Raw genomic sequence first — 23,910 nt, forward strand, 5'->3', positions numbered from 1 at the left:
TCAATTGGATATGAATCAATATTTAGATGTCTTTATTGATGAAAGTAAAGAGCACTTACAGACATGTAACGAAAAGCTGCTGCTGTTGGAAAAAGATCCGGCAGACCTTCAGCTTGTGCATGACATCTTCAGAGCTGCCCATACGCTGAAAGGCATGAGCGCAACGATGGGATATACAGATCTGGCGCATTTAACCCACCTGATGGAAAATGTGCTGGACGCCATCCGCAACGGAGAAATGCCCGTTACATCGGATTGGCTGGACGTGCTGTTTGAAGCGCTTGATCATCTTGAAGAGATGGTGCAGTCCATTATTGACGGAGGAGACGGCAAACGTGATATTTCTGAAGTAAGTGCGAAGCTCGACGTAAATGCGGTGCATGAGACTGCGGCTTCAGCCGAAACAGCAGAACCGCCGGCTTCAAAACAACAGACTTCAACTGAATGGAATTATGATGAGTTCGAACGGACTGTTATTGAAGAGGCGGAAGAACAAGGATTCAGCCGCTATGAAATAACGGTTTCCCTGAATGAAAGCTGCATGCTCAAAGCCGTGCGCGTGTACATGATATTTGAAAAGCTGAATGAAGCCGGGGAAGTCGCAAAAACGATACCCGCCGCGGAAGTACTTGAGACGGAAGATTTCGGAACGGATTTTCAGGTGTGTTTCTTGACAAAGCAGCCTGCTGAAGAAATTAAAGAACTCATCAGCGGCATTTCAGAAGTGGAGAAAGTCGAAATTTCTGCCGGTGCGCCGTTAAAAACGGCCGAAAAACCGCAAGCGGCTGAACCGGTGAAGGAAACTCCGGTTAAAAAGGCTGAAAAAACGCCGAAGCCGCAAGCGAAAACGGAAGAACAGCCGAAGCATCACAGCGGCTCGAAAACGATTCGTGTCAACATTGAAAGGCTGGATTCTTCAATGAATCTTTTTGAAGAACTTGTCATTGACCGCGGACGTCTTGAGCAGATCGCCAAAGAGCTTGACCACAATGAGCTGACTGAAACCGTTGAACGCCTGACCAGAATTTCGGGCGACCTTCAGTCTATTATTCTTAATATGCGGATGGTGCCGGTAGAAACCGTCTTTAACCGTTTCCCGAGAATGATCCGCCAGCTTCAAAAGGAATTAAACAAGAAAATCGAATTGTCCATCATCGGAGCTGAAACGGAGCTGGACCGCACGGTGATTGATGAAATCGGCGATCCGCTTGTGCATTTAATCAGAAACAGCATCGATCACGGCATTGAATCGCCTGAAGTGCGGGTGAATAAAGGAAAACCGGAATCGGGTCATGTCGTGCTTAAGGCATATCACAGCGGCAATCATGTCTTTATTGAGGTTGAAGATGACGGGGCCGGCCTGAACAGAAAGAAAATTCTTGAAAAAGCGCTCGAGCGGAGTGTAATCACCGAACGTGATGCTGAAACGCTTGAAGATAATGAGATTTACGAGCTTATTTTTGCTCCTGGCTTCTCGACTGCCGATCAAATTTCTGACATTTCAGGGCGGGGCGTCGGCCTGGATGTCGTAAAAAATAAACTCGAATCACTCGGCGGCTCTGTCAGTGTCAAATCCGCGGAAGGTCAAGGTTCTCTTTTCAGTATCCAGCTTCCGCTGACACTTTCAATTATATCCGTTCTTCTCATTAAACTGGAAGAAGAGACGTTTGCGATACCGATTTCTTCTATTATAGAGACGGCTGTTATTGATAAGAAAGATATCCTGCAGACGCATGACAGAGAAGTGATTGATTTCAGAGGCCAAATCGTTCCGATCGTCTATCTGAAAAAAGAATTCGGCATTACGGATTCAAAACAGGATGCCGATCAGTTCCATGTAATCGTCGTGAAAAAGGGCGATAAATCCACTGCTTTTGTCGTGGACTCTTTTATCGGACAGCAGGAAGTCGTACTGAAATCACTCGGCGACTATTTGACGAACGTCTTTGCGATTTCCGGCGCTACGATTCTCGGAAACGGAGAAGTGGCGCTGATTATTGATTGCAATGCGCTGATCTACTAAAACGACACGAGGAGGTGCCCGCATGACTGCTGAAATCAAAACAGGTGAAAAAATGATTGTGTTTATGATAAACGGGAAAGAATACGCTATCTCAGTTTCCCAGGTGAAATCAATTGAAAAGTGGCAAAAACCGACGAGGGTCCCGGGGGTGGAATCTTATATCCGCGGCGTTATCAATCTGCGCGGAGTGATTACCCCGGTTCTTGATTTAAGAAAACGTCTGAACCAGCCTGAACAGGACATCACAGAAGAGACACGGATTATCATCATTTCTTACCGTGACGCCGATGTCGGATGGGTCGTGGATGAGGCCAATGACGTCATCACCGTGCATGAAAATGAAATTGAATCCGCGCCTGAAAGCCAGACAAAGGAAACGGATGTGTGGATTAAACAGATCGTCAAGCAAGATAACAGGCTCCTCAATATTATCGATGCGCATGCGGTGCTGGATAAAGGTGCTTCGGCATCTGCGTCCGGAGAGCCGAATGCTTAAAGGGGAAAAGACAACATGAGTAAGTTTGAAGCGATCAAAGAAGAGCAGATGGATATTTTGCGGGAAGTCGGAAATATCGGGGCGGGTCACTCGGCTTCTGCCATGGCTCAGCTGCTGAACAGAAAGATAGACATGGAAGTGCCGTTTGCGACTTTATTGACATTTGATGAGCTCGCTGATTTTTTCGGCGGGGCTGAAACGCCGGTCGCCAGTATCTTTTTAAGAATGGAAGGCGACATGACCGGTTCTATCTTTCTCATCATGCCTTTTGATCAAGCGGAACAGTTTATCAGAGAGCTGATCGGAAATCCGGATTTTGATATTGACCAGTTGGGTGAAGATCATTTGAGTTCTTCTGCTTTACATGAGTTCGGCAATATTTTAGCAGGCTCCTATTTAACGGCATTGGCTGATTTGACAAAGCTTGAGATTTACCCGAGCGTGCCGGAAATCTCACTTGATATGTTCGGGGCAGTTATCAGTGAAGGACTGATGGAGCTCAGCCAAGTCGGAGAGCATGCCATTGTCGTGGATACTTCTATTTTTGACCAGGGCAGCCGGCAGGAGCTCAAAGCCCACATGTTTATGCTCCCGGACTACGATTCTTTTGAAAAGCTCTTCGTCTCATTGGGTGCGGCTTTATGAGCCGTGCGGAAGCCGCAGTCGTTAAAGTGGGGATTGCGGATGTTCAAGTCGCGCGTTACCCGGATAAAATCCGAACCTCGGGACTCGGTTCATGCGTGGGGCTGGTTTTATACGATAAAGACAAACAAACGGCAGGACTCGTTCACGTCATGCTGCCGGACTCCGGTTTATCAAAAACGGCGGAGCTCAACCGTGCAAAATACGCGGACACCGCCGTTAAGATGACAATTGATATGCTTTTGAAAGCCGGCTGCCGCAAGTTTGCCCTGAAGGCAAAACTCGCCGGGGGAGCGGAGATGTTTAAGTTTAAAATGACAAACGACCTGATGAAAATCGGTCCGAGGAATGTAGCGGCTATCAAAGAGCAGCTTTCATTGTATAACATTCCGGTCATCAGTGAAGATACGGGCGGCTCAAGCGGCCGGACGATTGAATTTGAGCCAAAGTCCTGCATGCTGCACATTCGAACTGTTAAACAAGGTGAAACAACGATTTAATAAAGGTATGAGGTAGGGGGATAACAATGCAATCCTTGAATTATGAAGATCAGGTGCTTTGGTCGCGCTGGAAAGAGTGGAAAGATCCTAAAGCCGGTGATGATTTAATGCGCCGTTACATGCCGCTGGTCACATATCATGTCGGCAGAATTTCCGTCGGACTGCCGAAATCGGTGCATAAAGACGATCTAATGAGCCTTGGTATGCTTGGTTTATATGATGCCCTGGAAAAATTTGACCCCGGCCGGGATTTAAAATTTGATACCTATGCCTCGTTTAGAATTCGCGGTGCAATCATCGACGGGCTGCGTAAAGAAGATTGGCTGCCCAGAACTTCACGGGAGAAGACAAAAAAAGTCGAAGCGGCGATCGAAAAACTTGAACAGCGCTACCTTCGGAATGTGACGCCTTCAGAGATCGCAGAAGAGCTGGGGATGACGGAGCAGGACGTAGTATCAACGATGAATGAAGGATTTTTTGCCAATCTCTTATCAATTGATGAAAAGCTTCACGACCAGGATGACGGTGAGAATATTCAAGTGATGATCAGAGATGACAAAAATGTGCCGCCGGAAGAAAAAATCATGAAAGACGAGCTGATCGCTCAGCTGGCGGGCAAAATTCACGAGCTCTCTGAAAAAGAGCAGCTTGTCGTCAGTTTATTCTATAAAGAAGAACTGACTTTGACCGAAATCGGACAAGTCCTGAACCTTTCGACGTCGCGGATTTCACAGATTCATTCAAAAGCGCTGTTTAAATTAAAGCACCTGCTTGAAAAAGTAATTCAATAATGAACTCATGGTTAGCGAGTGAAAAACATGTCAACACTATTATGGCTTTTAAGCTTTGTGCTTCACGGCGTACTGCTTTATGCCGTCATTATTCTGTACACGAGGTTTTCAGCCCTCAAGGAGACGGAGCGCCAGCAGAAGAAGATTCTTGAAGAGACGGAAAACACTCTTGCAGCGTTTCTGCTTGAGCTGAAAGAAGAAAATGAAAGACTCGAAGACGCAAAAAACCGGAATGATCAAGCACCTGACGCAGAAGACGCCGAACCCCGGCCGGAACCGAAAAAAGAGCCTGATATTCCGGACCACATGGAAAAGCTCATCAGTGCAACGGAACGGGCTGAAAGTGATGAAAACAGCGGCGCGCATTCGTTTGAAGAACGTGTTTCAGAATTATATGAACAAGGGCTCACCCCCGCGGAAATCGCCAAACGGGTGCAGAGCGGAAAGACAGAAATCGAGCTGTTTTTAAAATTTCGCGGCAAAGCTGTAAAGGATTCTTGATTGTCGCATAAAGCTGTGTTATATTATGTCTTGGTGTTAAATACACACGCTTAACGATTTATGCAGAGGGTGCTGCAAACGGCAGTTCTGCACAAAAATGACCTAAGCGGAGGAAAAAAACCATTTTATTAGGAGGAAATCACATGTCAGTTATTTCTATGAAACAATTGCTTGAAGCTGGTGTTCACTTCGGCCACCAAACACGCCGCTGGAACCCAAAAATGAAGCGTTACATTTTCACGGAGCGTAACGGAATCTACATCATTGACCTTCAAAAAACAGTGAAAAAAGTAGAGGAAGCTTACAACTTCACGAAAAACCTTGCTGCTGAAGGCGGAAAAATCCTTTTCGTCGGCACAAAAAAACAAGCTCAGGATTCTGTTAAAGAAGAAGCTGTACGCTCTGGCATGTACTATGTCAACCAACGCTGGTTGGGCGGTACACTGACAAACTTCGAAACAATCCAAAAACGCATTAAGCGTCTGAAAGACATCGAGAAAATGCAAGAAAACGGTACATTTGAAGTACTTCCGAAAAAAGAAGTTGTTCAATTGAAAAAAGAATTAGAGCGTCTTGAAAAATTCCTCGGCGGAATTAAAGACATGAAGGATCTTCCTGATGCATTATTCATCATCGATCCTCGCAAAGAGCGCATCGCTGTTGCGGAAGCTCGCAAATTGAACATTCCTATCATCGGAATCGTAGATACAAACTGTGATCCTGATGAAATTGATGTCGTAATCCCTGCAAACGATGACGCAATCCGCGCTGTCAAACTTCTTACTTCTAAAATGGCAGATGCTATTCTTGAAGCGAAGCAAGGCGAAGAAGAAGCGGAAGCTGCTGAAGAGACTGCACCTGAAACAGAAACGACAACTGCGTAACCTAATCAAAAGGTGATAAGAGGGACTGCCTTTTATCACCTTTTTTCAAGAAAAATGTATCTATACATATCTTGTTTACACATATAAGGAGGAATTCAAATGGCTATTACTGCACAGCAGGTAAAAGAACTGCGTCAAAAAACAGGCGCTGGTATGATGGACTGTAAAAAAGCATTGACTGAAACTGACGGAGATATGGACAAAGCAATCGACCTTCTGAGAGAAAAAGGAATTGCGAAAGCGGCTAAAAAAGCTGACCGTATCGCTGCTGAAGGTTCTACTCTTATTAAAACTGACGGCAACAAAGGCGTTATCTTAGAAGTAAACTCTGAAACTGATTTCGTTGCGAAAAACGAAGGCTTCAAAGAGCTTCTGAACACGCTTGCTGATCACCTTCTTGCAAACGCTCCTGCTGATCTTGAAGAAGCGATGGGTCAAAAGATGGAAAACGGTTCTACTGTTGAAGAATACATCACAAGCAACGTTGCTAAAATCGGAGAGAAAATCACTCTTCGCCGTTTTGCTGTTCTTACAAAAGAAGACAGCGAAGCGTTCGGTGCTTACCTTCACATGGGAGGCCGCATCGGCGTATTATCCGTTCTTAGCGGAACAACTGACGAAGATCTTGCAAAAGACATCGCGATGCATGTTGCAGCGGTAAATCCTCGTTATATTTCCCGCGACCAAGTGTCTGAAGAAGAAGCAAACCATGAGCGTCAGATCCTGACTCAGCAAGCTCTTCAAGAAGGCAAACCGGAAAACATCGTAGCTAAAATGGTTGAAGGCCGTCTGAACAAATTCTTCGAAGAAATTTGCTTATTAGACCAAGCTTTCGTTAAAAACCCAGACGAAAAAGTGAAACAAGTTGTGGCTGCGAAAAACGCATCTGTTAAAACTTACGTCCGCTACGAAGTTGGAGAAGGTATTGAAAAACGCCAAGAAAACTTTGCTGAAGAAGTTATGAACCAAGTGAAAAAATAATGGCGGAAAGCCTTGGCGAATCTTTCGCGGCTTTTCAGGCAGTATAGGGGACACTACTTGTGTTCCCTATTTTTAAAACTATATTTACAAACCTTTTTTTCTCTTGCATAATAGGAAACGGCAATGTTTACACTTGGAGGTTATTATGGAAAAACCAAAATACAATCGTATCGTTTTAAAGCTTAGCGGAGAAGCATTGGCAGGAGAGCAGGGAAACGGCATTAATCCGACCGTTATCCAATCCATCGCTAAACAGGTAAAAGAAATCGCTGAGCTTGACGTCGAAGTGGCCGTAGTTGTAGGCGGCGGCAACTTATGGCGCGGAAAAACAGGCAGTGACTTAGGAATGGACCGTGCGACGGCCGATTATATGGGCATGCTTGCTACTGTCATGAACTCACTTGCCCTGCAGGACAGCCTGGAAACGCTCGGAATTCAGTCCAGAGTGCAGACATCAATTGAAATGCGTCAGGTCGCTGAGCCTTACATCAGAAGAAAAGCCATCCGCCACCTGGAGAAAAAACGCGTTGTGATTTTTGCCGCGGGAACAGGAAACCCTTATTTCTCTACGGACACAACCGCAGCGCTGCGTGCCGCTGAAATCGAAGCGGATGTGATTTTAATGGCGAAAAATAATGTCGACGGTGTGTATAATGCCGATCCGAGAAAAGATGAGTCAGCTGTTAAATACGAAAAATTATCTTATCTCGATGTGTTAAAAGACGGGCTGGAAGTCATGGATTCTACGGCTTCTTCACTATGTATGGATAATGATATTCCGCTGATCGTCTTTTCTATTATGGAAGAAGGAAATATTAAGCGTGCCGTAATCGGCGAATCAATCGGAACGATCGTAAGGGGGAAATAACGTTGTCAAACGAAGTATTAACACAAACAAAAGAACGCATGGAAAAAGCGGTTGCTGCTTATTCACGTGAATTGGCGTCAGTCCGCGCGGGACGTGCCAACCCATCTCTATTGGATAAAGTGACAGTAGAATACTACGGTGCCCAAACACCTTTAAACCAGCTGTCTTCCATCAATGTGCCTGAAGCGCGTATGCTTGTTGTCACACCGTATGACAAAACGGCAATCGGCGATATTGAAAAAGCGATCCTGAAAGCTGATCTTGGCGTAACTCCGACAAGTGACGGAACAATTATCCGCATCGCGATCCCGGCTCTGACGGAAGAAAGACGTAAAGAACTTGTCAAAGTCGTGAAAAAATACGCGGAAGAAGCGAAAGTAGCAGTCCGTAATGTCCGCCGTGACAGCAACGATGACCTCAAAAAACTTGAGAAAAACGGGGACATTACAGAAGACGAGCTTCGTGCTTCCAGTGAAGAGGTTCAAAAGTTGACAGATGAATATGTGTCAAAAATTGACAGTGTCACGAAGGACAAAGAAAAAGAAATCATGGAAGTTTAATGAAAAACTATGTACAATAGATAATGTGAAAAGACCCTCTCATGTTTACAGGGGGTTTTTTTGTTAATACTGTTGATTACATTGATCATCAGCAACGCAACCTTTTTGGGTGACGGAGGAATCTCATGCTCAACATACTCAAAAATTGGAAGAATCAGCAGAATGCGGCTTCCAACTTAGAACGGTATACAAAAGAAGACATACTGAAGGGTGAAATTCCCGCACACATTGCCATTATTATGGACGGAAACGGACGCTGGGCGAAGAAGCGCTCACTCCCGCGGATTGCCGGACATCATGAAGGAATGAAAGTGGTAAAAAGGGTGACAAAGCTCGCAAATCAGCTCGGCGTTAAAGTTCTGACTCTTTATGCGTTTTCAACTGAGAATTGGAAGCGCCCGAAGATGGAAGTCGACTTTTTGATGAAGCTTCCGGAAGAGTTCCTGAATACGTATCTTCCTGAATTGATAGAGGAAAATGTACAGGTGAAAATTATCGGAGATGAATCCGCGCTCCCTTCTCATACGTACAGGGCGATTGAGAAGGCCGTAAAAGATACAGAACAAAATGACGGGCTGATTCTCAATTTCGCTTTGAACTACGGCGGACGCACGGAAATCGTCAATGCGGCAAAAGCACTGGCCGAACAGGTGAAAAGCGGCACGCTGAATATCGAAGACATTGATGAAGCGCTCTTTTCCGGGCATTTAATGACAGAATCAATCCAGGACCCGGAGCTGCTCATCAGAACGAGCGGAGAAATCAGACTGAGCAACTTTATGCTTTGGCAGGTGGCTTACAGTGAATTTGTTTTTACAGATGTCCTGTGGCCCGATTTTAAAGAAGATCACTTTCTGCAGGCAGTGGGAGAATTTCAGCAGCGGGGCCGGAGGTTTGGCGGAATTTAGAGGATGGTGGAAATGAAACAAAGATTGTTAACAGGTGTTCTGGCAGCGGCACTATTTTTATTTTTGGTTATTTTCGGAGGATTGCCGTTCACCGTATTTGTTTACGTGATGGGAAGTATAGCGCTTTTTGAGCTTTTGCGGATGAAAAAGCTCAGATTTTTTTCTTTTCCGGGTCTGATCAGCCTCTTATTGTTATGGGTGTATATGATGCCGGACAAATATCATTTTTTCGATGCGAAAATGGAAGTAACGATTTTCGCCGTATTGATTCTGCTCAGCTATACGGTGCTCGTGAAAAACACCTTTACGTTTGACGAAGTCGGGTTTATCGTTCTCGCGACGGTATATATCGGACTGTGTTTTCATTATTTTATTGAAATCAGAAACATTGAAACAAACGGGCTTTTGTATATCTTTTATGCCTGCGTTGTCATATGGTCAACGGACTCAGGCGCATATTTCGTCGGAAAGTCGCTCGGGAAGCGGAAGCTGTGGCCCGAAATCAGTCCCAACAAAACGGTGGAAGGGTTTCTCGGCGGTATTGTCATCGCCCTTATTTTTACGGCTGTTTTTCAGCTGTTTGCGCACCTTCCGATTTCATACCCGGTTCTTTTGGTCATCACGCTTGTTCTGTCTGTGTTCGGACAGATCGGGGATTTGGTTGAATCAGCGCTTAAGCGGCACTATGATGTGAAAGATTCGGGGAAAATCCTTCCCGGGCACGGCGGCATTTTAGACCGATTTGACAGCTTTTTGTTTGTCATGCCGTTCTTATACTTTCTGCTTGCGCTTTTTTCATGAGAAAGGCTAATATGAAAATAAGACCGATCTGGACGCATAGAATGGGAGTGGCATTTTGAAGAATATTTGTCTTTTAGGAGCAACAGGATCAATCGGGGAGCAGACGTTAGACGTATTGCGCATGCATCAAGATCAGTTCCGTCTCGTCTCGATGACTTTCGGTAAAAACGCCGAGAAAGCGATCCCGTTGATCAGAACGTTTCAGCCGAAATATGTAGCAGTCGGCGACATGGATACATATCAAAAAGTGAAAGAAGCGTCTTTTTCTCATGAATGTCAAATCGGCATCGGAGAAGAAGGCCTGATTGAAGCGGCAGTCATGGACGAAGTGGATATCGTGGTCAATGCGCTGCTTGGAAGCGTCGGTTTAATCCCGACTTTGAAAGCGATTGAACAGAAAAAAACAATTGCGCTTGCAAATAAGGAAACTCTCGTCACTGCCGGGCATATAGTGAAAGGACACGCAAAACGATACGGTGTTCCTCTTCTTCCGGTCGACAGCGAACATTCCGCTATTTTTCAGGCACTGCAAGGCGAACAGAGCAAAAATATCGAGCGCCTGATCATTACGGCATCCGGCGGCAGTTTCAGAGATAAAACGCGGCAGGAGCTTGAGTCTGTAACGATTGCCGACGCCCTTAATCATCCGAACTGGTCGATGGGTGCAAAGATTACGATTGACTCGGCTACAATGATGAATAAAGGGCTTGAAGTCATTGAAGCGCATTGGCTGTTTGACATTCCGTATGAACAGATTGACGTTGTATTACATAAAGAGAGCATCATTCATTCGATGGTTGAATTTCACGACAGAAGCGTCATCGCCCAGCTCGGAAATCCGGACATGAGGGTGCCGATTCAATACGCGCTGACATATCCGGACCGGCTGCCTCTGCCTGAAGCAAAAAGGCTTGAATTATGGGAGATCGGAAGCCTTCATTTTGCGAAAGCTGACTTTGAAAGGTTCCGCTGCTTACAATTTGCCTTTGAATCAGGTAAAATAGGGGGAACGATGCCGACGGTTTTAAATGCGGCCAACGAAGAAGCCGTTGCCGCTTTTCTTGCCGGACGGATTTCATTCTTATCGATTGAAGACCTGATTGAAAAAGCATTGGACCGCCACAGCGTAATTCAGGATCCGAGTCTTGCGGATATCCAAGAAGTGGACAAAGACACCCGGGGATACGTTAATTCAATACTCACATAAGGTGGTATGTTCGTGAATACAGTTATCGCGTTTATTATTATTTTCGGAACGCTCGTTTTTTTCCATGAGCTCGGGCATTTATTGCTCGCCCAAAGAGCGGGAATCCTTTGCCGTGAATTTGCGATCGGCTTCGGCCCTAAAATCTTTTCATTTAAAAAGAATGAAACCGTGTATACGATCAGGCTCCTTCCGGTCGGAGGGTTCGTCCGCATGGCCGGTGAAGACCCGGAGATGATTGAAGTCAAACCCGGTTATACCGTCGGGCTTCTTTTTAATAAAGAGGACGAAGTGGAAAAAGTCATCATTAATCAAAAGGAAAAATATCCCGACGCTTTAATTATCGAGGTGGAGACGGCTGATCTTGAGCACGAAATGAAGATTACCGGGTACGAGCAGGGGAAAGAAGATGAACTGGCGGGCTTTACTGTCAGTCAGACCTCTTTTTTTATCGTAGACGGAGAAGAAGTGCAGATTGCGCCTTACAATCGACAATTCGGGTCTAAACCCGTATGGAAGCGGATTAAGGCGATTGCTGCCGGTCCGATAATGAACTTCATCTTAGCGTATGTCATTCTCGTCATGCTCGGATTCATTCAAGGCGTGCCTTCGAATCAGCCTGAGCTCGGGAAGCTGACAGACAATGGACGCGCAGCTGCTGCCGGTTTAAAAGAAGGCGACTATATCCAGAGCATTAACGGTGAAAAAATGAGGTCATGGACCGACATCGTGACAGCAGTAAAAGAAAATCCCGGGAAAAAAATCGATGTCGCCGTCAAACGGGACGGCAAATCGTTTCATATCTCGGTTACACCTGAAGCTGTAAAAGATGAAAATAAAAAAACAATCGGCCGCTTCGGCTCTTATGCGCCGACTGAAAAAGGCGCGCTTGCAGCGATTGCTTACGGCGCGACATCTACCGTTGATGTTACAAAAGCGATCCTGACCAATCTGAGCAAACTTGTGACAGGCCAGTTTAAGCTTGATATGCTTTCGGGCCCTGTCGGCATTTATGATATGACGGATCAAGTTGCAAAAACCGGTATTATCAACCTATTCCAGTTTGCGGCGTTTTTAAGCATCAACCTGGGAATCGTCAACCTGCTGCCGATACCGGCGCTTGACGGCGGACGGCTGCTGTTTTTATTCATTGAAGCAATCCGCGGCAAGCCGATAAACCGTGACAAGGAAGCATTTGTCGTATTTATCGGCGTAGCTTTCTTAATGCTTCTTATGCTGGTTGTCACATGGAACGATATCCAGCGTTTATTCTTATAATTGACTAGTAAAAAATCAGAGGTGCGAAGACATGAGACAAAGTTTGACGCTTATTCCGACCCTGAGAGAAGTGCCGGCTGATGCTGAAGCAAAAAGCCATAAGCTTCTGCTGAGAGCGGGATTTATCAGACAAAATACGAGCGGGGTTTACAGCTACATGCCCCTGGCTTACAGGGTCATTCAAAACATTCAGAAGATCGTGCGTGAAGAAATGGAAAAAATCAACGCGGTGGAAATGCTGATGCCGGCCCTTCAGCAGGCTGAAACATGGCAGGAATCAGGCAGATGGTATACGTACGGACCTGAATTAATGCGTCTGAAAGACCGCCACGGCCGTGAATTTGCTTTAGGCGCGACACATGAAGAAGTCATTACTTCTCTCGTGCGCGATGAGGTGAAATCTTATAAGCGTCTGCCGCTCACTCTTTACCAGATCCAGTCTAAATTCAGAGATGAAAAACGCCCGCGTTTCGGGTTATTGCGCGGACGCGAATTCATCATGAAAGATGCGTATTCTTTCCATGCTTCTGAAGAAAGTCTGGAGGAAACATACCAAAACATGTACGGCGCATACAGCAGCATTTTCGCACGCTGTGAATTAAACGTCCGTCCCGTTATTGCCGACTCGGGCGCGATGGGCGGAAAAGACACGCATGAATTTATGGCTCTTTCTGAAATAGGGGAAGATACCATCGCTTATTCCGATGGATCCTCTTACGCAGCCAATACGGAAATGGCGGAAGTTGTCATGAACAGCGAGCCGTCAGATGAAACACCCGAGGCATTGGAGAAAATTGATACGCCGAATGTCAAAAGCATTGAAGAGCTCGCTTCGTTCTTGCAGATTGAGCCGAGCGCCTGCATCAAATCAATGCTGTTTAAAGCGGATGACCGATTTGTTCTCGTGTTAGTAAGAGGCGATCATGAGGTCAATGACGTGAAAGTGAAAAATCTTCTGAACGCGGAAGTGGTTGAGCTTGCGTCTCATGAAGAAGTAGCGGAGAAACTTGGCACGGAGCCGGGATTTGCGGGGCCGATCGGCGCTGCCGGCGACATTGAGATTTATGCCGACCAAGCCGTGAAAGTAATGGTAAACGCCGTTTGCGGCGCGAATGAAAAAGACCGTCATTACCGAAACGTAAACATCGAACGTGACGCGTCTGTAAAAGCGTATGCCGATCTTCGAATCATTCAGGAAGGCGATCCGTCACCTGACGGAAAAGGCACGATCCGTTTCGCTGAAGGGATTGAGGTCGGACAAGTCTTTAAACTCGGCACGCGTTACTCTGAAGCGATGAATGCGACATACCTTGATGAAAACGGGCGTGCGCAGCCGATGCTGATGGGATGTTACGGAATCGGCGTGTCCAGAACGCTTTCAGCCATCGCTGAACAGCATCACGACGAAAAAGGCTTGATCTGGCCGAAGAGCGTTGCTCCGTATGATCTTCATATTTTGGCGCTGAATATGAAAAACGAAGCGCAAAAAGAGCTTGCTGAACAGCTTTACGGCAAATTCCAGGCGGAAGGTTATGAGGTATTATACGATGACCGCGCTGAACGCGCAGGCGTGAAGTTTGCTGATTCTGATCTGATCGGCCTTCCGATCCGCATCACTGTCGGAAAACGTGCCGACGAAGGCATCGTAGAAGTGAAAATCCGCAAAACCGGTGAATCTGCCGAAGTTTCAGTGGATGAGCTTTCTGAATTTATTAAGACGAAGTAATCACCATAACGAATCGTACAAAATCATGTTAAAATAGAGAAAAAAGAAGGTACCTCATCACCTGCGGAGGTACCTTCACTTATGATGTTTTAAGGGAGGGATACTGTCTGAATGGAACAGTTATCAGTAAACAGAAGACAGTTTCAGATTCTTCTGCAGCAGCTTAATATGACAGATGATACCTTCATGACATACTTTGAAGACGGAGAGATTGATAAACTGACAATCCATAAAGCAGAAAAAGCCTGGCATTTCCAATTTCGCTTTAAGGCTCTTTTGCCGTATCAAATATATGATTCATTCATGATGAGGTTAACACAATCGTTTGCTCACATCGCCCGTGTCACATCGTCTGTTCAGGTCATCGACCCTACAGTGACAGAGGAGCTTGTACAGGATTATTGGACACGCTGTATTGAAGAGCTTGAAGGAACCTCGCCGCCGATGGTGGCTCTTTTGAATCAGCAGAAACCGAAGCTCAAGGGAAATAAACTGATCGTGAAAACAAAAACAGATACAGAAGCATCTGCGCTCAAAAATAAATACAGCGCACTGATTCAGCACAGCTACCGCCAATTTGGCTTTCCGGAACTGCAGCTGGATACCGAAATTTTCGTATCTGACCAAGAAGTCCAGAAATTCCGCGAGCAAAAGCTTGCTGAAGATCAGGAGCGGGCGATGCAGGCGCTTATCGAGATGGAGAAGAAGGAAAAAGAGGGCGATGAGGATCAGGCACCGTCCGGACCGCTTGTCATCGGCTATCAAATTAAAGAGAACGAAGAAATCCGGACGCTTGACAGCATCATGGATGAAGAAAGAAGAATCACGGTGCAGGGGTTTGTGTTTGATGCTGAAACACGTGAGCTGAAAAGCGGACGCACGCTCTGCATTTTCAAAATCACGGACTATACAAACAGCATTTTAGTAAAAATGTTCGCCAGAGAAAAAGAAGACGCCGCTTTGATGAAAACGCTGAAAAAAGGCATGTGGGTGAAGGCGCGGGGAAGCATTCAAAACGATACATTCGTCAGAGACCTCGTCATGATTGCAAATGACGTGAATGAAATAAAAGCCAAAACCCGTGAAGACACCGCTCCTGAAGGCGAAAAACGGGTTGAGCTTCATCTGCATTCTCCGATGAGCCAAATGGATGCTGTAACGGGCATCGGAAAGCTTGTCGAACAGGCGAAAAAATGGGGACATGAAGCGATTGCGTTAACTGATCATGCCGTTGTGCAGTCTTTCCCGGATGCCTATTCCGCCGCGAAAAAACACGGCATAAAAATGATATACGGAATGGAAGCCAATATCGTGGATGACGGCGTTCCGATCGCATACAATCCAGCTCACCGTCTCCTGGAAGAAGACACATACGTCGTCTTTGACGTTGAAACGACAGGTCTGTCCGCAGTGTATGACACCATCATTGAGCTTGCCGCAGTCAAAATAAGAGGCGGAGAAATCATCGATAAATTCGAAGCGTTCGCCAATCCGCACCATCCGCTGTCAGCAACGACGATAGAGCTTACCGGGATAACGGACGACATGGTCCGCGACGCTCCCGATGTCGTTGACGTCGTCCGGGATTTTAAAGAATGGATCGGCGATGACGTGCTTGTGGCTCATAACGCCAGCTTTGATATGGGATTTTTAAATGTGGCGTACAAGCGTCTTTTGAAAACGGAAAAAGCGAAAAATCCGGTTATTGATACGCTGGAACTCGCGCGTTTCCTGTATCCTGAGTTTAAAAATCACCGCTTAAATACGTTATGTAAGAAGTTTGATATCGAATTAACCCAGCATCACCGAGCGGTCTTTGACGCTGAAGCAACGGGCTACCTGCTGTTGAAAATGCTCAAAGATGCCGCTGAAAAAGACATTTTTTATCATGATCAGCTGAATGAGAATATGGGACAATCTAATGCTTATCAAAGATCAAGGCCTTATCACGCTACATTGCTTGCCGTAAATGAGACCGGCCTTAAAAATCTGTTTAAGCTCGTGTCCATTTCTCATATTCAATATTTCTACAGAGTGCCGCGTATTCCGAGGTCGCAGCTTAATAAATACAGAGAAGGTCTGTTAATCGGCTCTGCCTGTGACAGGGGAGAGGTCTTTGAAGGCATGATGCAAAAATCACCTGAAGAGGTTGAAGATATCGCATCCTTCTATGATTATCTTGAAGTGCAGCCGCCGGAAGTATACAGACACCTTCTGCAGCTTGAGCTCGTCCGGGATGAAAAAGCGCTGAAAGAAATCATCGCCAACATCACGAAGCTCGGGGAAAAATTGAATAAGCCGGTCGTTGCCACCGGAAATGTCCACTATTTAAACGATGAGGATAAAATTTACCGGAAGATCTTAATATCTTCCCAAGGCGGCGCCAACCCGTTAAACCGGCACGAACTGCCTAAAGTGCACTTCAGAACGACAGATGAAATGCTGGATGCTTTCTCCTTTCTCGGTGCGGAAAAAGCGAAAGAAATCGTGGTTGACAATACGCAGAAAGTCGCTTCGATGATCGATGAGATCAAACCGATCAAAGACGATCTGTACACGCCGAAAATTGACGGGGCTGATGAAGAAATCCGTGAAATGAGCTATCAGCGCGCCAGAAGTATTTACGGTGAAGAGCTTCCTGAAATTGTGGAAGCGAGAATAGAAAAAGAATTAAAAAGCATCATCGGTCATGGATTCGCCGTTATTTATCTCATCTCTCATAAGCTTGTAAAACGGTCTCTGGATGACGGTTATCTCGTCGGCTCCCGGGGGTCCGTCGGTTCATCGCTTGTGGCGACCTTAACGGAAATCACTGAAGTGAATCCGCTCGCTCCGCACTATGTGTGCCCGAGCTGCCGATATTCCGAATTCTTTAATGACGGATCAGTCGGTTCCGGTTTTGACCTTCCGGATAAAAGCTGCCCGTCTTGCGGCACACCTTTGAAAAAGGACGGGCATGATATCCCGTTTGAAACGTTCTTAGGCTTTAAAGGTGACAAAGTACCCGATATCGACTTGAACTTCTCAGGTGAGTATCAGCCGCATGCCCATAACTACACGAAAGTATTGTTCGGTGAAGATAACGTGTATCGCGCGGGAACGATCGGCACAGTTGCGGAAAAGACGGCTTACGGATATGTGAAAGGCTATGCGGGCGACCACAACCTACACATGCGCGGCGCGGAGATCGACCGTCTGGTGCAGGGCTGCACCGGCGTTAAGAGAACGACCGGCCAGCACCCGGGGGGGATTATCGTTGTCCCGGATTACATGGATATTTACGATTTTTCCCCGATACAATTCCCGGCAGATGCGACGGGGTCTGAATGGAAAACGACTCATTTTGACTTCCACTCCATTCATGACAACCTGCTGAAGCTTGATATATTGGGGCACGATGATCCGACAGTCATCCGGATGCTCCAGGATTTAAGCGGAATTGATCCGAAGACGATTCCGACAGATGATCCGGAGGTTATGAAGATTTTCCAAGGCACAGAATCGCTCGGCGTAACTGAAGAGCAGATCGGCTGTAAAACGGGGACGCTCGGCATTCCTGAATTCGGGACGCGATTTGTGCGGCAGATGCTTGAGGATACGAAGCCGACGACGTTCTCCGAGCTTGTCCAGATTTCCGGGCTTTCCCACGGAACGGACGTATGGCTCGGCAATGCGCAGGAACTGATACACAACAATACGTGTGAACTGAGCGAAGTGATCGGCTGCCGTGATGACATTATGGTTTACTTGATCTATCAGGGCCTTGAGCCTTCACTGGCCTTTAAAATCATGGAATTCGTCCGTAAAGGCAAAGGCCTGACGCCGGAATGGGAAGAAGAAATGAAAAAGAACAATGTGCCGAACTGGTATATTGATTCATGCAAAAAAATCAAATACATGTTCCCGAAAGCCCACGCCGCCGCATACGTGCTGATGGCGGTGCGGATTGCCTATTTTAAAGTGCATCACGCGCTTTTATATTATGCTGCGTATTTTACCGTCCGCGCAGATGACTTTGACATTGATACAATGATTAAAGGCTCGACCGCCATCAGAGCGGTGATGGATGATATCAGCTCTAAAGGGCTTGATGCTTCGCCGAAGGAGAAAAACCTCCTTACCGTGTTAGAGCTTGCGCTTGAAATGTGTGAGCGCGGCTATTCCTTCCAGAAGGTCGATCTATACCGTTCGAGCGCTTCGGAATTTATCATTGACGGCAACAGTCTCATCCCGCCGTTCAACTCAATTCCGGGACTCGGAACCAACGCCGCTCTCAATATTGTGAAAGCGCGGGAAGAAGGGGAGTTCCTTTCAAAAGAGGATCTTCAAAAACGCGGAAAAGTGTCAAAAACCATTTTAGAGTATTTAGACCGTCACGGCTGTCTTGAGTCGCTTCCGGACCAAAATCAGCTGTCTCTGTTTTAAGCTTTGTGCACAGCCTCCGAGCGGAGTTTGATTTGCATTAAATATATGGTTATGGTATAGTTTTATTGGAAATGCTAACGATTACCGAGGCAAAGAGTGGGGAAACCCGCTCTTTTGTATTGAACAGGCAATTTTGCCTCGACATGTCCATCGTTTTCTCAATGCCCCTGCTCTTTTGAAGCAGGGTTTTTATGCAGAGGAACGGCTGATATGATATCGACAGCACAAGGAGGAAAAACATGAGCAAAAAAGTGACTGATACCGTTCAAGGAATGGCTCAGCCCATACTGGATGACCTTCAGCTTGAACTCGTAGACATTGAATTTGTCAAAGAGGGTCAAAACTGGTTCCTTCGCGTGTTTATTGATTCCGATAACGGTGTTGATATTGAGGAGTGCGCCAAAGTCAGCGAAGCGTTAAGCGAAAAGCTGGATGAGGCCGATCCGATCACTCAGAACTACTTTCTTGAAGTATCTTCTCCTGGAGCCGAGCGTCCATTAAAGAAAAAAGCCGACTTCGAAAAATCACTGGGCAAAAATGTGTACATGAAAACGTACGAACCGATTGACGGTTTAAAAGTGTTTGAAGGCAAATTGGCTGAATTTGATGGACAAACTGTTACAATAGAGATGACGGTCAAAACAAGAAAGAAACGGGTCAATATTCCGTATGAAAAAATAGCTAACGCGAGATTAGCTGTAACATTTTAATGAATGAAGTATTAGTGTTTAAGGGGGGAGACCGCTAACATGAGCAGTGAACTATTAGATGCTCTCACTATTCTTGAAAAAGAAAAAGGCATCAGTAAAGACATTATCATCGAAGCAATTGAAGCTGCCTTAATTTCCGCGTATAAGCGAAATTTTAACCAGGCGCAAAACGTACGGGTCGATCTGAACCGTGAGACGGGCACGATCCGCGTGTTCGCAAGAAAGGATGTCGTAGACGAGGTATACGATTCAAGACTTGAAATCTCGCTTGACGACGCCCAGCACATCCATCCGAACTACCTTGTCGGAGATGTCGTTGAAATAGAAGTAACGCCGAAAGACTTCGGCCGCATTGCTGCGCAGACGGCGAAACAAGTGGTGACGCAGCGTGTCCGTGAAGCTGAGCGCGGCGTGATTTACTCAGAATTTATCGATCGTGAAGAAGACATCATGACGGGAATTGTACAGCGCTTAGACAGCAAGTTTATTTACGTGTCTCTCGGCAAGATTGAAGCGCTGCTGCCCGTCAATGAACAAATGCCGAATGAGAGCTATAAACCGCACGATCGGATTAAAGTATTTATCACAAAAGTCGAAAAAACGACAAAAGGGCCGCAGATCTATGTATCAAGAACGCATCCTGGCCTGTTGAAGCGTCTTTTTGAAATCGAAGTGCCGGAAATTTATGACGGAACGGTCGAACTGAAATCCGTTGCCAGAGAAGCGGGCGACCGCTCTAAAATCTCCGTCCGCACTGATGACCCTGACGTTGATCCGGTCGGTTCATGCGTTGGTCCTAAAGGCCAGCGGGTGCAGGCGATCGTCAATGAACTGAAAGGCGAAAAAATTGATATCGTCAACTGGTCTGATGATCCGGTTGAATTTGTTGCCAATGCGCTCAGCCCGTCTAAAGTGCTGGATGTCATCGTCAGCGAAGAAGAAAAAGCCACGACTGTCATCGTTCCTGATTACCAGCTTTCTCTGGCAATCGGAAAAAGAGGGCAAAACGCCCGCTTAGCCGCGAAATTGACAGGCTGGAAAATCGATATCAAAAGTGAAACGGATGCAAGAGACCTTGGCATCTATCCGAGAGAGCATGAAGAAGATGACGATTTAGAGCCGCTCTTTATGGAGCCTGAAACAGCCGAATCGGATGAATAAGAGGTGACTTTAGGTGAATAAGCGAAAAAAAATTCCTCTGCGCAAATGCGTGGTAACGGGGGAAATGAAGCCTAAAAAGGAACTGATCCGAATTGTCCGTTCTAAAGAAGGAGAGATTTCAGTCGATCCGACCGGAAAGAAGAACGGGCGGGGTGCCTATATCACCCTTGAGAAAGAATGCATCTTAGCTGCGAAAAAGAAAAACACATTGCAAAATCAATTTCAATCACAAATCGATGACCAGATTTTCGAAGAATTGCTGGAACTGGCGGAAAAGGTGAAAAAATAACATGTCTGGAATGGAATGGTTTCCCTTGCTGGGTCTGGCCAATCGAGCTCGTAAGGTCGTGTCGGGCGAGGACTTGGTTATAAAAGAAATTAGAAATGCGCGTGCAAAACTTGTTCTGCTGACAGAAGATGCATCTGCGAATACTGCAAAAAAAGTATCCGATAAATGCAATTATTATAAAGTGCCTTATAAAAAAGTCGAAAGCCGCGCGGATCTCGGCCGCTCTATCGGCAAGGAATCACGTGTCGTTGTCGCCGTCACTGACCAAGGTTTTGCGAATAAGCTGATCAGCTTGCTCGATTAATATTTTTGGGGGTGAACGAATGGCTAAAATGAGAGTTTACGAATATGCAAAAGCCATCAATGTTTCAAGCAAGGAAATTTTGACTGCGCTGAAAAACATGGATATAGTAGTAAATAACCATATGGCAATGCTTGAAGAAAAGACCATTAAGCAGCTTGATGCGAAATTTAAAAAAGGCGGCGCCGGCGTTACATCTCAGAAGCCTGCGGAAACGAACAAAAACAAGCCGCAAGGGATTAATCAGCAGCCTGCTGGGAATCAACCAAACAAAATTCGAGACGGAAAGAAGAATGACGTGCAGAATAATCAATTTAACAAAAACAAGAAGAACAACAACAACAAAAACAAAAACAAACGCAATCATAACAACAAAAATCAGTATCAGCAAAAACCGCTGAAACCGAAAAAAGAGCTTCCTGAGAAAATTACGTTTTCCGGCTCTTTAACAGTCGGGGCCTTAGCCGAAGAACTTGGCAAAGAACCGTCTGAACTCATTAAAAAACTGATGCTTCTGGGCGTAATGGCTACGATTAACCAGGAGCTTGACAAAGACACAATCGAACTGATCGCATCTGAATACGGTGTGGAAACAGAAGAAGTGATTGTGCTCGAAGAAACTGAGCTTGAAAAGTATGAAGAGGCTGACAAAGAAGAAGATCTTCAAATCCGTCCGCCTGTCGTGACGATCATGGGCCACGTTGACCACGGGAAAACGACCCTTCTTGACAGCATCAGAAAAACAAAGGTTGTTGAAGGTGAAGCCGGCGGAATCACCCAGCATATCGGGGCGTACCAGATCGAAGAAAACGGCAAAAAAATCACGTTCTTAGATACTCCGGGACACGCGGCGTTCACAACAATGCGTGCGCGCGGTGCGGAAGTAACTGATATTACCATTTTAGTCGTAGCGGCTGATGACGGCGTTATGCCGCAAACAGTCGAAGCCATCAACCATGCGAAAGCGGCTGAGGTTCCGATTATCGTTGCCGTGAATAAAGTGGATAAAGAAAGCGCGAACCCTGACCGTGTCATGCAGGAGCTGACTGAATACGGACTCGTTCCTGAAGCATGGGGAGGAGAAACGATTTTCGTTCCTCTGTCCGCTCTTACAGGCAAGGGAATAGACGAGCTTGTCGAAATGATTCTGCTTGTCAGTGAAGTGGAAGAGCTGAAAGCCAATCCGAACCGTCAGGCAAAAGGAACGGTTATTGAAGCTGAGCTCGATAAAGGAAGAGGATCTGTCGCGACACTTCTCGTTCAAACGGGAACATTGCATGTCGGAGATCCGATCGTTGTCGGAAATACATTCGGCCGCGTGCGGGCCATGGTCAATGATCTCGGCCGCCGCGTGAAAACAGCCGGACCGTCCACACCTGTAGAAATCACGGGCTTAAACGACGTACCGCAGGCTGGCGATCAATTCCTCGTCTTTAAAGATGAAAAAACAGCCCGTTCTGTCGGTGAAGCACGCGCTTCCAAGCAACTGGAAGAACAGCGCAGCGACAAAGCGAAGCTGAGCCTCGATGATCTGTTTGAACAAATTAAACAAGGCGATGTCAAAGACATCAATTTAATCGTAAAAGCTGACGTTCAAGGTTCAGCCGAAGCGTTAACAGCCGCTCTTCAAAAAATTGAAGTAGAAGGCGTAAAAGTGAAAATCATTCACACAGGCGTCGGTGCGATTACGGAATCAGACATCATTCTCGCATCTGCTTCAAATGCAATCGTTATTGGGTTTAATGTGCGCCCAGACGGAAATGCTAAGAGCACGGCTGAAGCTGAAAATGTAGATATCCGTCTTCACCGTATCATTTACAAAGTCATCGAAGAAATTGAAGCGGCGATGAAAGGTATGCTTGATCCTGAATACGAAGAAAAAGTCATCGGTCAGGTTGAAGTGCGCCAAACATTCAAAGTGTCGAAAATCGGCACGATTGCCGGCGGATATGTAACAGACGGCCACATTACACGTGACAGCGGACTCCGCCTGATCCGTGACGGCGTGGTCATCTTCGAAGGGGAAGTAGACGTTCTGAAACGCTTCAAAGATGATGTGAAAGAAGTTTCACAAGGATATGAATGTGGTATAACGATTAAGAAATACAATGACATTCGCGAAGGCGACGTCCTTGAAGCGTATGTCATGCAGGAAATCGAAAGAAAGTGATCGGATTTGCGGAATGTGAATGCATCATTTATGATGCGGGATCATTAAAGGAGAAACGAGCCGTTCTGAAGCGGATTATAACGAGGGTTCAGAATAAGTTCAACGTGTCGGCCGCAGAAATCGGCTATCAGGACACTTGGCAGCGGACCAGCTTCGGAATCGCCGTCGTCTCCTCCTCTCACGTTCAGGCGGAAAAGGAGATCCAGCGTGTACTCGCGTTTATTGACTCCTTTCCCGAGATAGAACGGACGATCACTAGAACAGAGTGGTTTTAACTTAGAGGTGATTGAATTGAGTATGAGAGCAAACCGTGTCGGCGAGCAGATGAAAAAAGAGCTCGGGGATATTATCAGCCGAAAGCTGAAAGACCCGAGAATCGGATTTCTCACTGTAACAGACGTACGTGTTTCAGGTGATTTACAAATAGCGAAGGTGTATATCTCCGTCCTCGGCGGAGAGAAAAAGAAAGAGGAGGCGCTGAAAGGGCTTGAGAAAGCGAAAGGATTTATCCGTTCCGAAATCGGCAGCCGAATCAGACTCCGCAAAACGCCTGAGCTTGAATTTGAATTTGATGAATCAATTGAGTACGGCAATCGTATTGAAACATTGATTCACGAACTGCATTCAGATAAACCGTCTGAATAACGGGAAAGAGGATGGGCGAGTGTCGTCTGTCCTCTTTTCTGCGTTT

The 23,910-nt window shown here is 46.1% G+C and carries 23 protein-coding genes; all 23 read left to right on the top strand.

The annotated features are described in order from the left end of the window. Positions 1–4: 4 nt before the first annotated feature. The 23 genes from cheA to rbfA all read left to right on the top strand — a co-directional run bounded on the left by cheA (position 5) and on the right by rbfA (position 23,864). The gene (gene cheA, locus ACWJJS_RS09325; protein WP_017417784.1) at positions 5–2,023 is read left to right on the top strand and encodes a chemotaxis protein CheA; all 2,019 of its coding nucleotides are present in this window, start codon (positions 5–7) and stop codon (positions 2,021–2,023) included. 22 nt (positions 2,024–2,045) lie between these two features. Next, on the top strand, positions 2,046–2,519 hold the full coding sequence (gene cheW, locus ACWJJS_RS09330) for a chemotaxis protein CheW (protein WP_003154225.1): 474 nt from the start codon (positions 2,046–2,048) through the stop codon (positions 2,517–2,519). Positions 2,520–2,534: 15 nt separating this feature from the next. After that, positions 2,535–3,164: a CheY-P phosphatase CheC gene (cheC, locus tag ACWJJS_RS09335; RefSeq protein WP_014417781.1), complete on the top strand. Its 630-nt coding sequence runs from the start codon at positions 2,535–2,537 to the stop codon at positions 3,162–3,164. After that, positions 3,161–3,661 (top strand): chemoreceptor glutamine deamidase CheD, encoded by a 501-nt coding sequence (gene cheD, locus ACWJJS_RS09340; RefSeq protein WP_003154219.1) that lies wholly within the window; start codon positions 3,161–3,163, stop codon positions 3,659–3,661. Before cheC ends, cheD begins: the two co-directional genes overlap by 4 nt. 26 nt (positions 3,662–3,687) lie before the next feature. Next, positions 3,688–4,452, top strand: coding sequence for an RNA polymerase sigma-28 factor SigD (gene sigD / locus ACWJJS_RS09345; protein ID WP_003154217.1), 765 nt, complete (start codon positions 3,688–3,690; stop codon positions 4,450–4,452). A gap of 27 nt (positions 4,453–4,479) precedes the next feature. Continuing rightward, positions 4,480–4,953, top strand: coding sequence for a DUF6115 domain-containing protein (locus tag ACWJJS_RS09350; protein WP_077722202.1), 474 nt, complete (start codon positions 4,480–4,482; stop codon positions 4,951–4,953). A 143-nt stretch (positions 4,954–5,096) separates the two neighbouring features. After that, complete coding sequence (gene rpsB, locus ACWJJS_RS09355; protein WP_003154215.1) at positions 5,097–5,837, top strand: 30S ribosomal protein S2; 741 nt, start codon at positions 5,097–5,099, stop codon at positions 5,835–5,837. Positions 5,838–5,936: 99 nt separating this feature from the next. Continuing rightward, positions 5,937–6,818 (top strand): translation elongation factor Ts, encoded by an 882-nt coding sequence (gene tsf, locus ACWJJS_RS09360; RefSeq protein ID WP_003154214.1) that lies wholly within the window; start codon positions 5,937–5,939, stop codon positions 6,816–6,818. 145 nt (positions 6,819–6,963) lie between these two features. Then, positions 6,964–7,686 carry a UMP kinase gene (gene pyrH / locus ACWJJS_RS09365; protein WP_003154213.1) on the top strand — a complete coding sequence of 241 codons (723 nt, stop codon included), beginning with the start codon at positions 6,964–6,966 and terminating at the stop codon, positions 7,684–7,686. Positions 7,687–7,688: 2 nt separating this feature from the next. Further along, a complete protein-coding gene (frr, locus tag ACWJJS_RS09370) occupies positions 7,689–8,246 on the top strand; it encodes a ribosome recycling factor (RefSeq protein ID WP_454023504.1) in 558 nt (185 codons plus the stop codon). A 125-nt stretch (positions 8,247–8,371) separates the two neighbouring features. Beyond that, positions 8,372–9,154, top strand: a complete 783-nt coding sequence (locus ACWJJS_RS09375) for an isoprenyl transferase (RefSeq protein WP_003154211.1) — start codon at positions 8,372–8,374, stop codon at positions 9,152–9,154. 3 nt (positions 9,155–9,157) lie between these two features. Continuing rightward, entirely contained in the window at positions 9,158–9,955 is a 798-nt protein-coding gene (locus tag ACWJJS_RS09380) for a phosphatidate cytidylyltransferase (RefSeq protein WP_148661861.1), read from the top strand. Positions 9,956–10,010: 55 nt separating this feature from the next. Continuing rightward, positions 10,011–11,162 carry a 1-deoxy-D-xylulose-5-phosphate reductoisomerase gene (dxr, locus tag ACWJJS_RS09385; protein WP_070081828.1) on the top strand — a complete coding sequence of 384 codons (1,152 nt, stop codon included), beginning with the start codon at positions 10,011–10,013 and terminating at the stop codon, positions 11,160–11,162. A gap of 6 nt (positions 11,163–11,168) precedes the next feature. After that, positions 11,169–12,437, top strand: coding sequence for an RIP metalloprotease RseP (gene rseP, locus ACWJJS_RS09390; protein WP_088005384.1), 1,269 nt, complete (start codon positions 11,169–11,171; stop codon positions 12,435–12,437). A gap of 31 nt (positions 12,438–12,468) precedes the next feature. Next, the gene (gene proS / locus ACWJJS_RS09395) at positions 12,469–14,163 is read left to right on the top strand and encodes a proline--tRNA ligase (protein ID WP_003154202.1); all 1,695 of its coding nucleotides are present in this window, start codon (positions 12,469–12,471) and stop codon (positions 14,161–14,163) included. Between the two features lie 111 nt (positions 14,164–14,274). Next, entirely contained in the window at positions 14,275–18,588 is a 4,314-nt protein-coding gene (locus tag ACWJJS_RS09400) for a PolC-type DNA polymerase III (protein ID WP_024085302.1), read from the top strand. A 239-nt stretch (positions 18,589–18,827) separates the two neighbouring features. Beyond that, positions 18,828–19,298 carry a ribosome maturation factor RimP gene (gene rimP / locus ACWJJS_RS09405; RefSeq protein ID WP_003154197.1) on the top strand — a complete coding sequence of 157 codons (471 nt, stop codon included), beginning with the start codon at positions 18,828–18,830 and terminating at the stop codon, positions 19,296–19,298. A gap of 39 nt (positions 19,299–19,337) precedes the next feature. Next, positions 19,338–20,459: a transcription termination factor NusA gene (gene nusA / locus ACWJJS_RS09410; protein WP_003154195.1), complete on the top strand. Its 1,122-nt coding sequence runs from the start codon at positions 19,338–19,340 to the stop codon at positions 20,457–20,459. Between the two features lie 13 nt (positions 20,460–20,472). After that, positions 20,473–20,748, top strand: a complete 276-nt coding sequence (rulR, locus tag ACWJJS_RS09415) for a glucose-induced regulator RulR (protein ID WP_003154193.1) — start codon at positions 20,473–20,475, stop codon at positions 20,746–20,748. 1 nt (position 20,749) lies between these two features. Further along, a complete protein-coding gene (locus tag ACWJJS_RS09420; RefSeq protein WP_003154192.1) occupies positions 20,750–21,052 on the top strand; it encodes a YlxQ family RNA-binding protein in 303 nt (100 codons plus the stop codon). A gap of 19 nt (positions 21,053–21,071) precedes the next feature. Further along, positions 21,072–23,219, top strand: a complete 2,148-nt coding sequence (infB, locus tag ACWJJS_RS09425) for a translation initiation factor IF-2 (protein ID WP_015388229.1) — start codon at positions 21,072–21,074, stop codon at positions 23,217–23,219. Then, positions 23,216–23,494 carry a DUF503 domain-containing protein gene (locus ACWJJS_RS09430; RefSeq protein ID WP_003154188.1) on the top strand — a complete coding sequence of 93 codons (279 nt, stop codon included), beginning with the start codon at positions 23,216–23,218 and terminating at the stop codon, positions 23,492–23,494. The genes infB and ACWJJS_RS09430 overlap by 4 nt, the downstream gene beginning before the upstream one ends. 16 nt (positions 23,495–23,510) lie before the next feature. Beyond that, positions 23,511–23,864 (top strand): 30S ribosome-binding factor RbfA, encoded by a 354-nt coding sequence (gene rbfA, locus ACWJJS_RS09435; RefSeq protein WP_003154185.1) that lies wholly within the window; start codon positions 23,511–23,513, stop codon positions 23,862–23,864. The last annotated feature ends 46 nt before the right edge of the window (positions 23,865–23,910 follow it).

The sequence above is a fragment of the Bacillus sp. JK106 genome, from assembly GCF_053663355.1.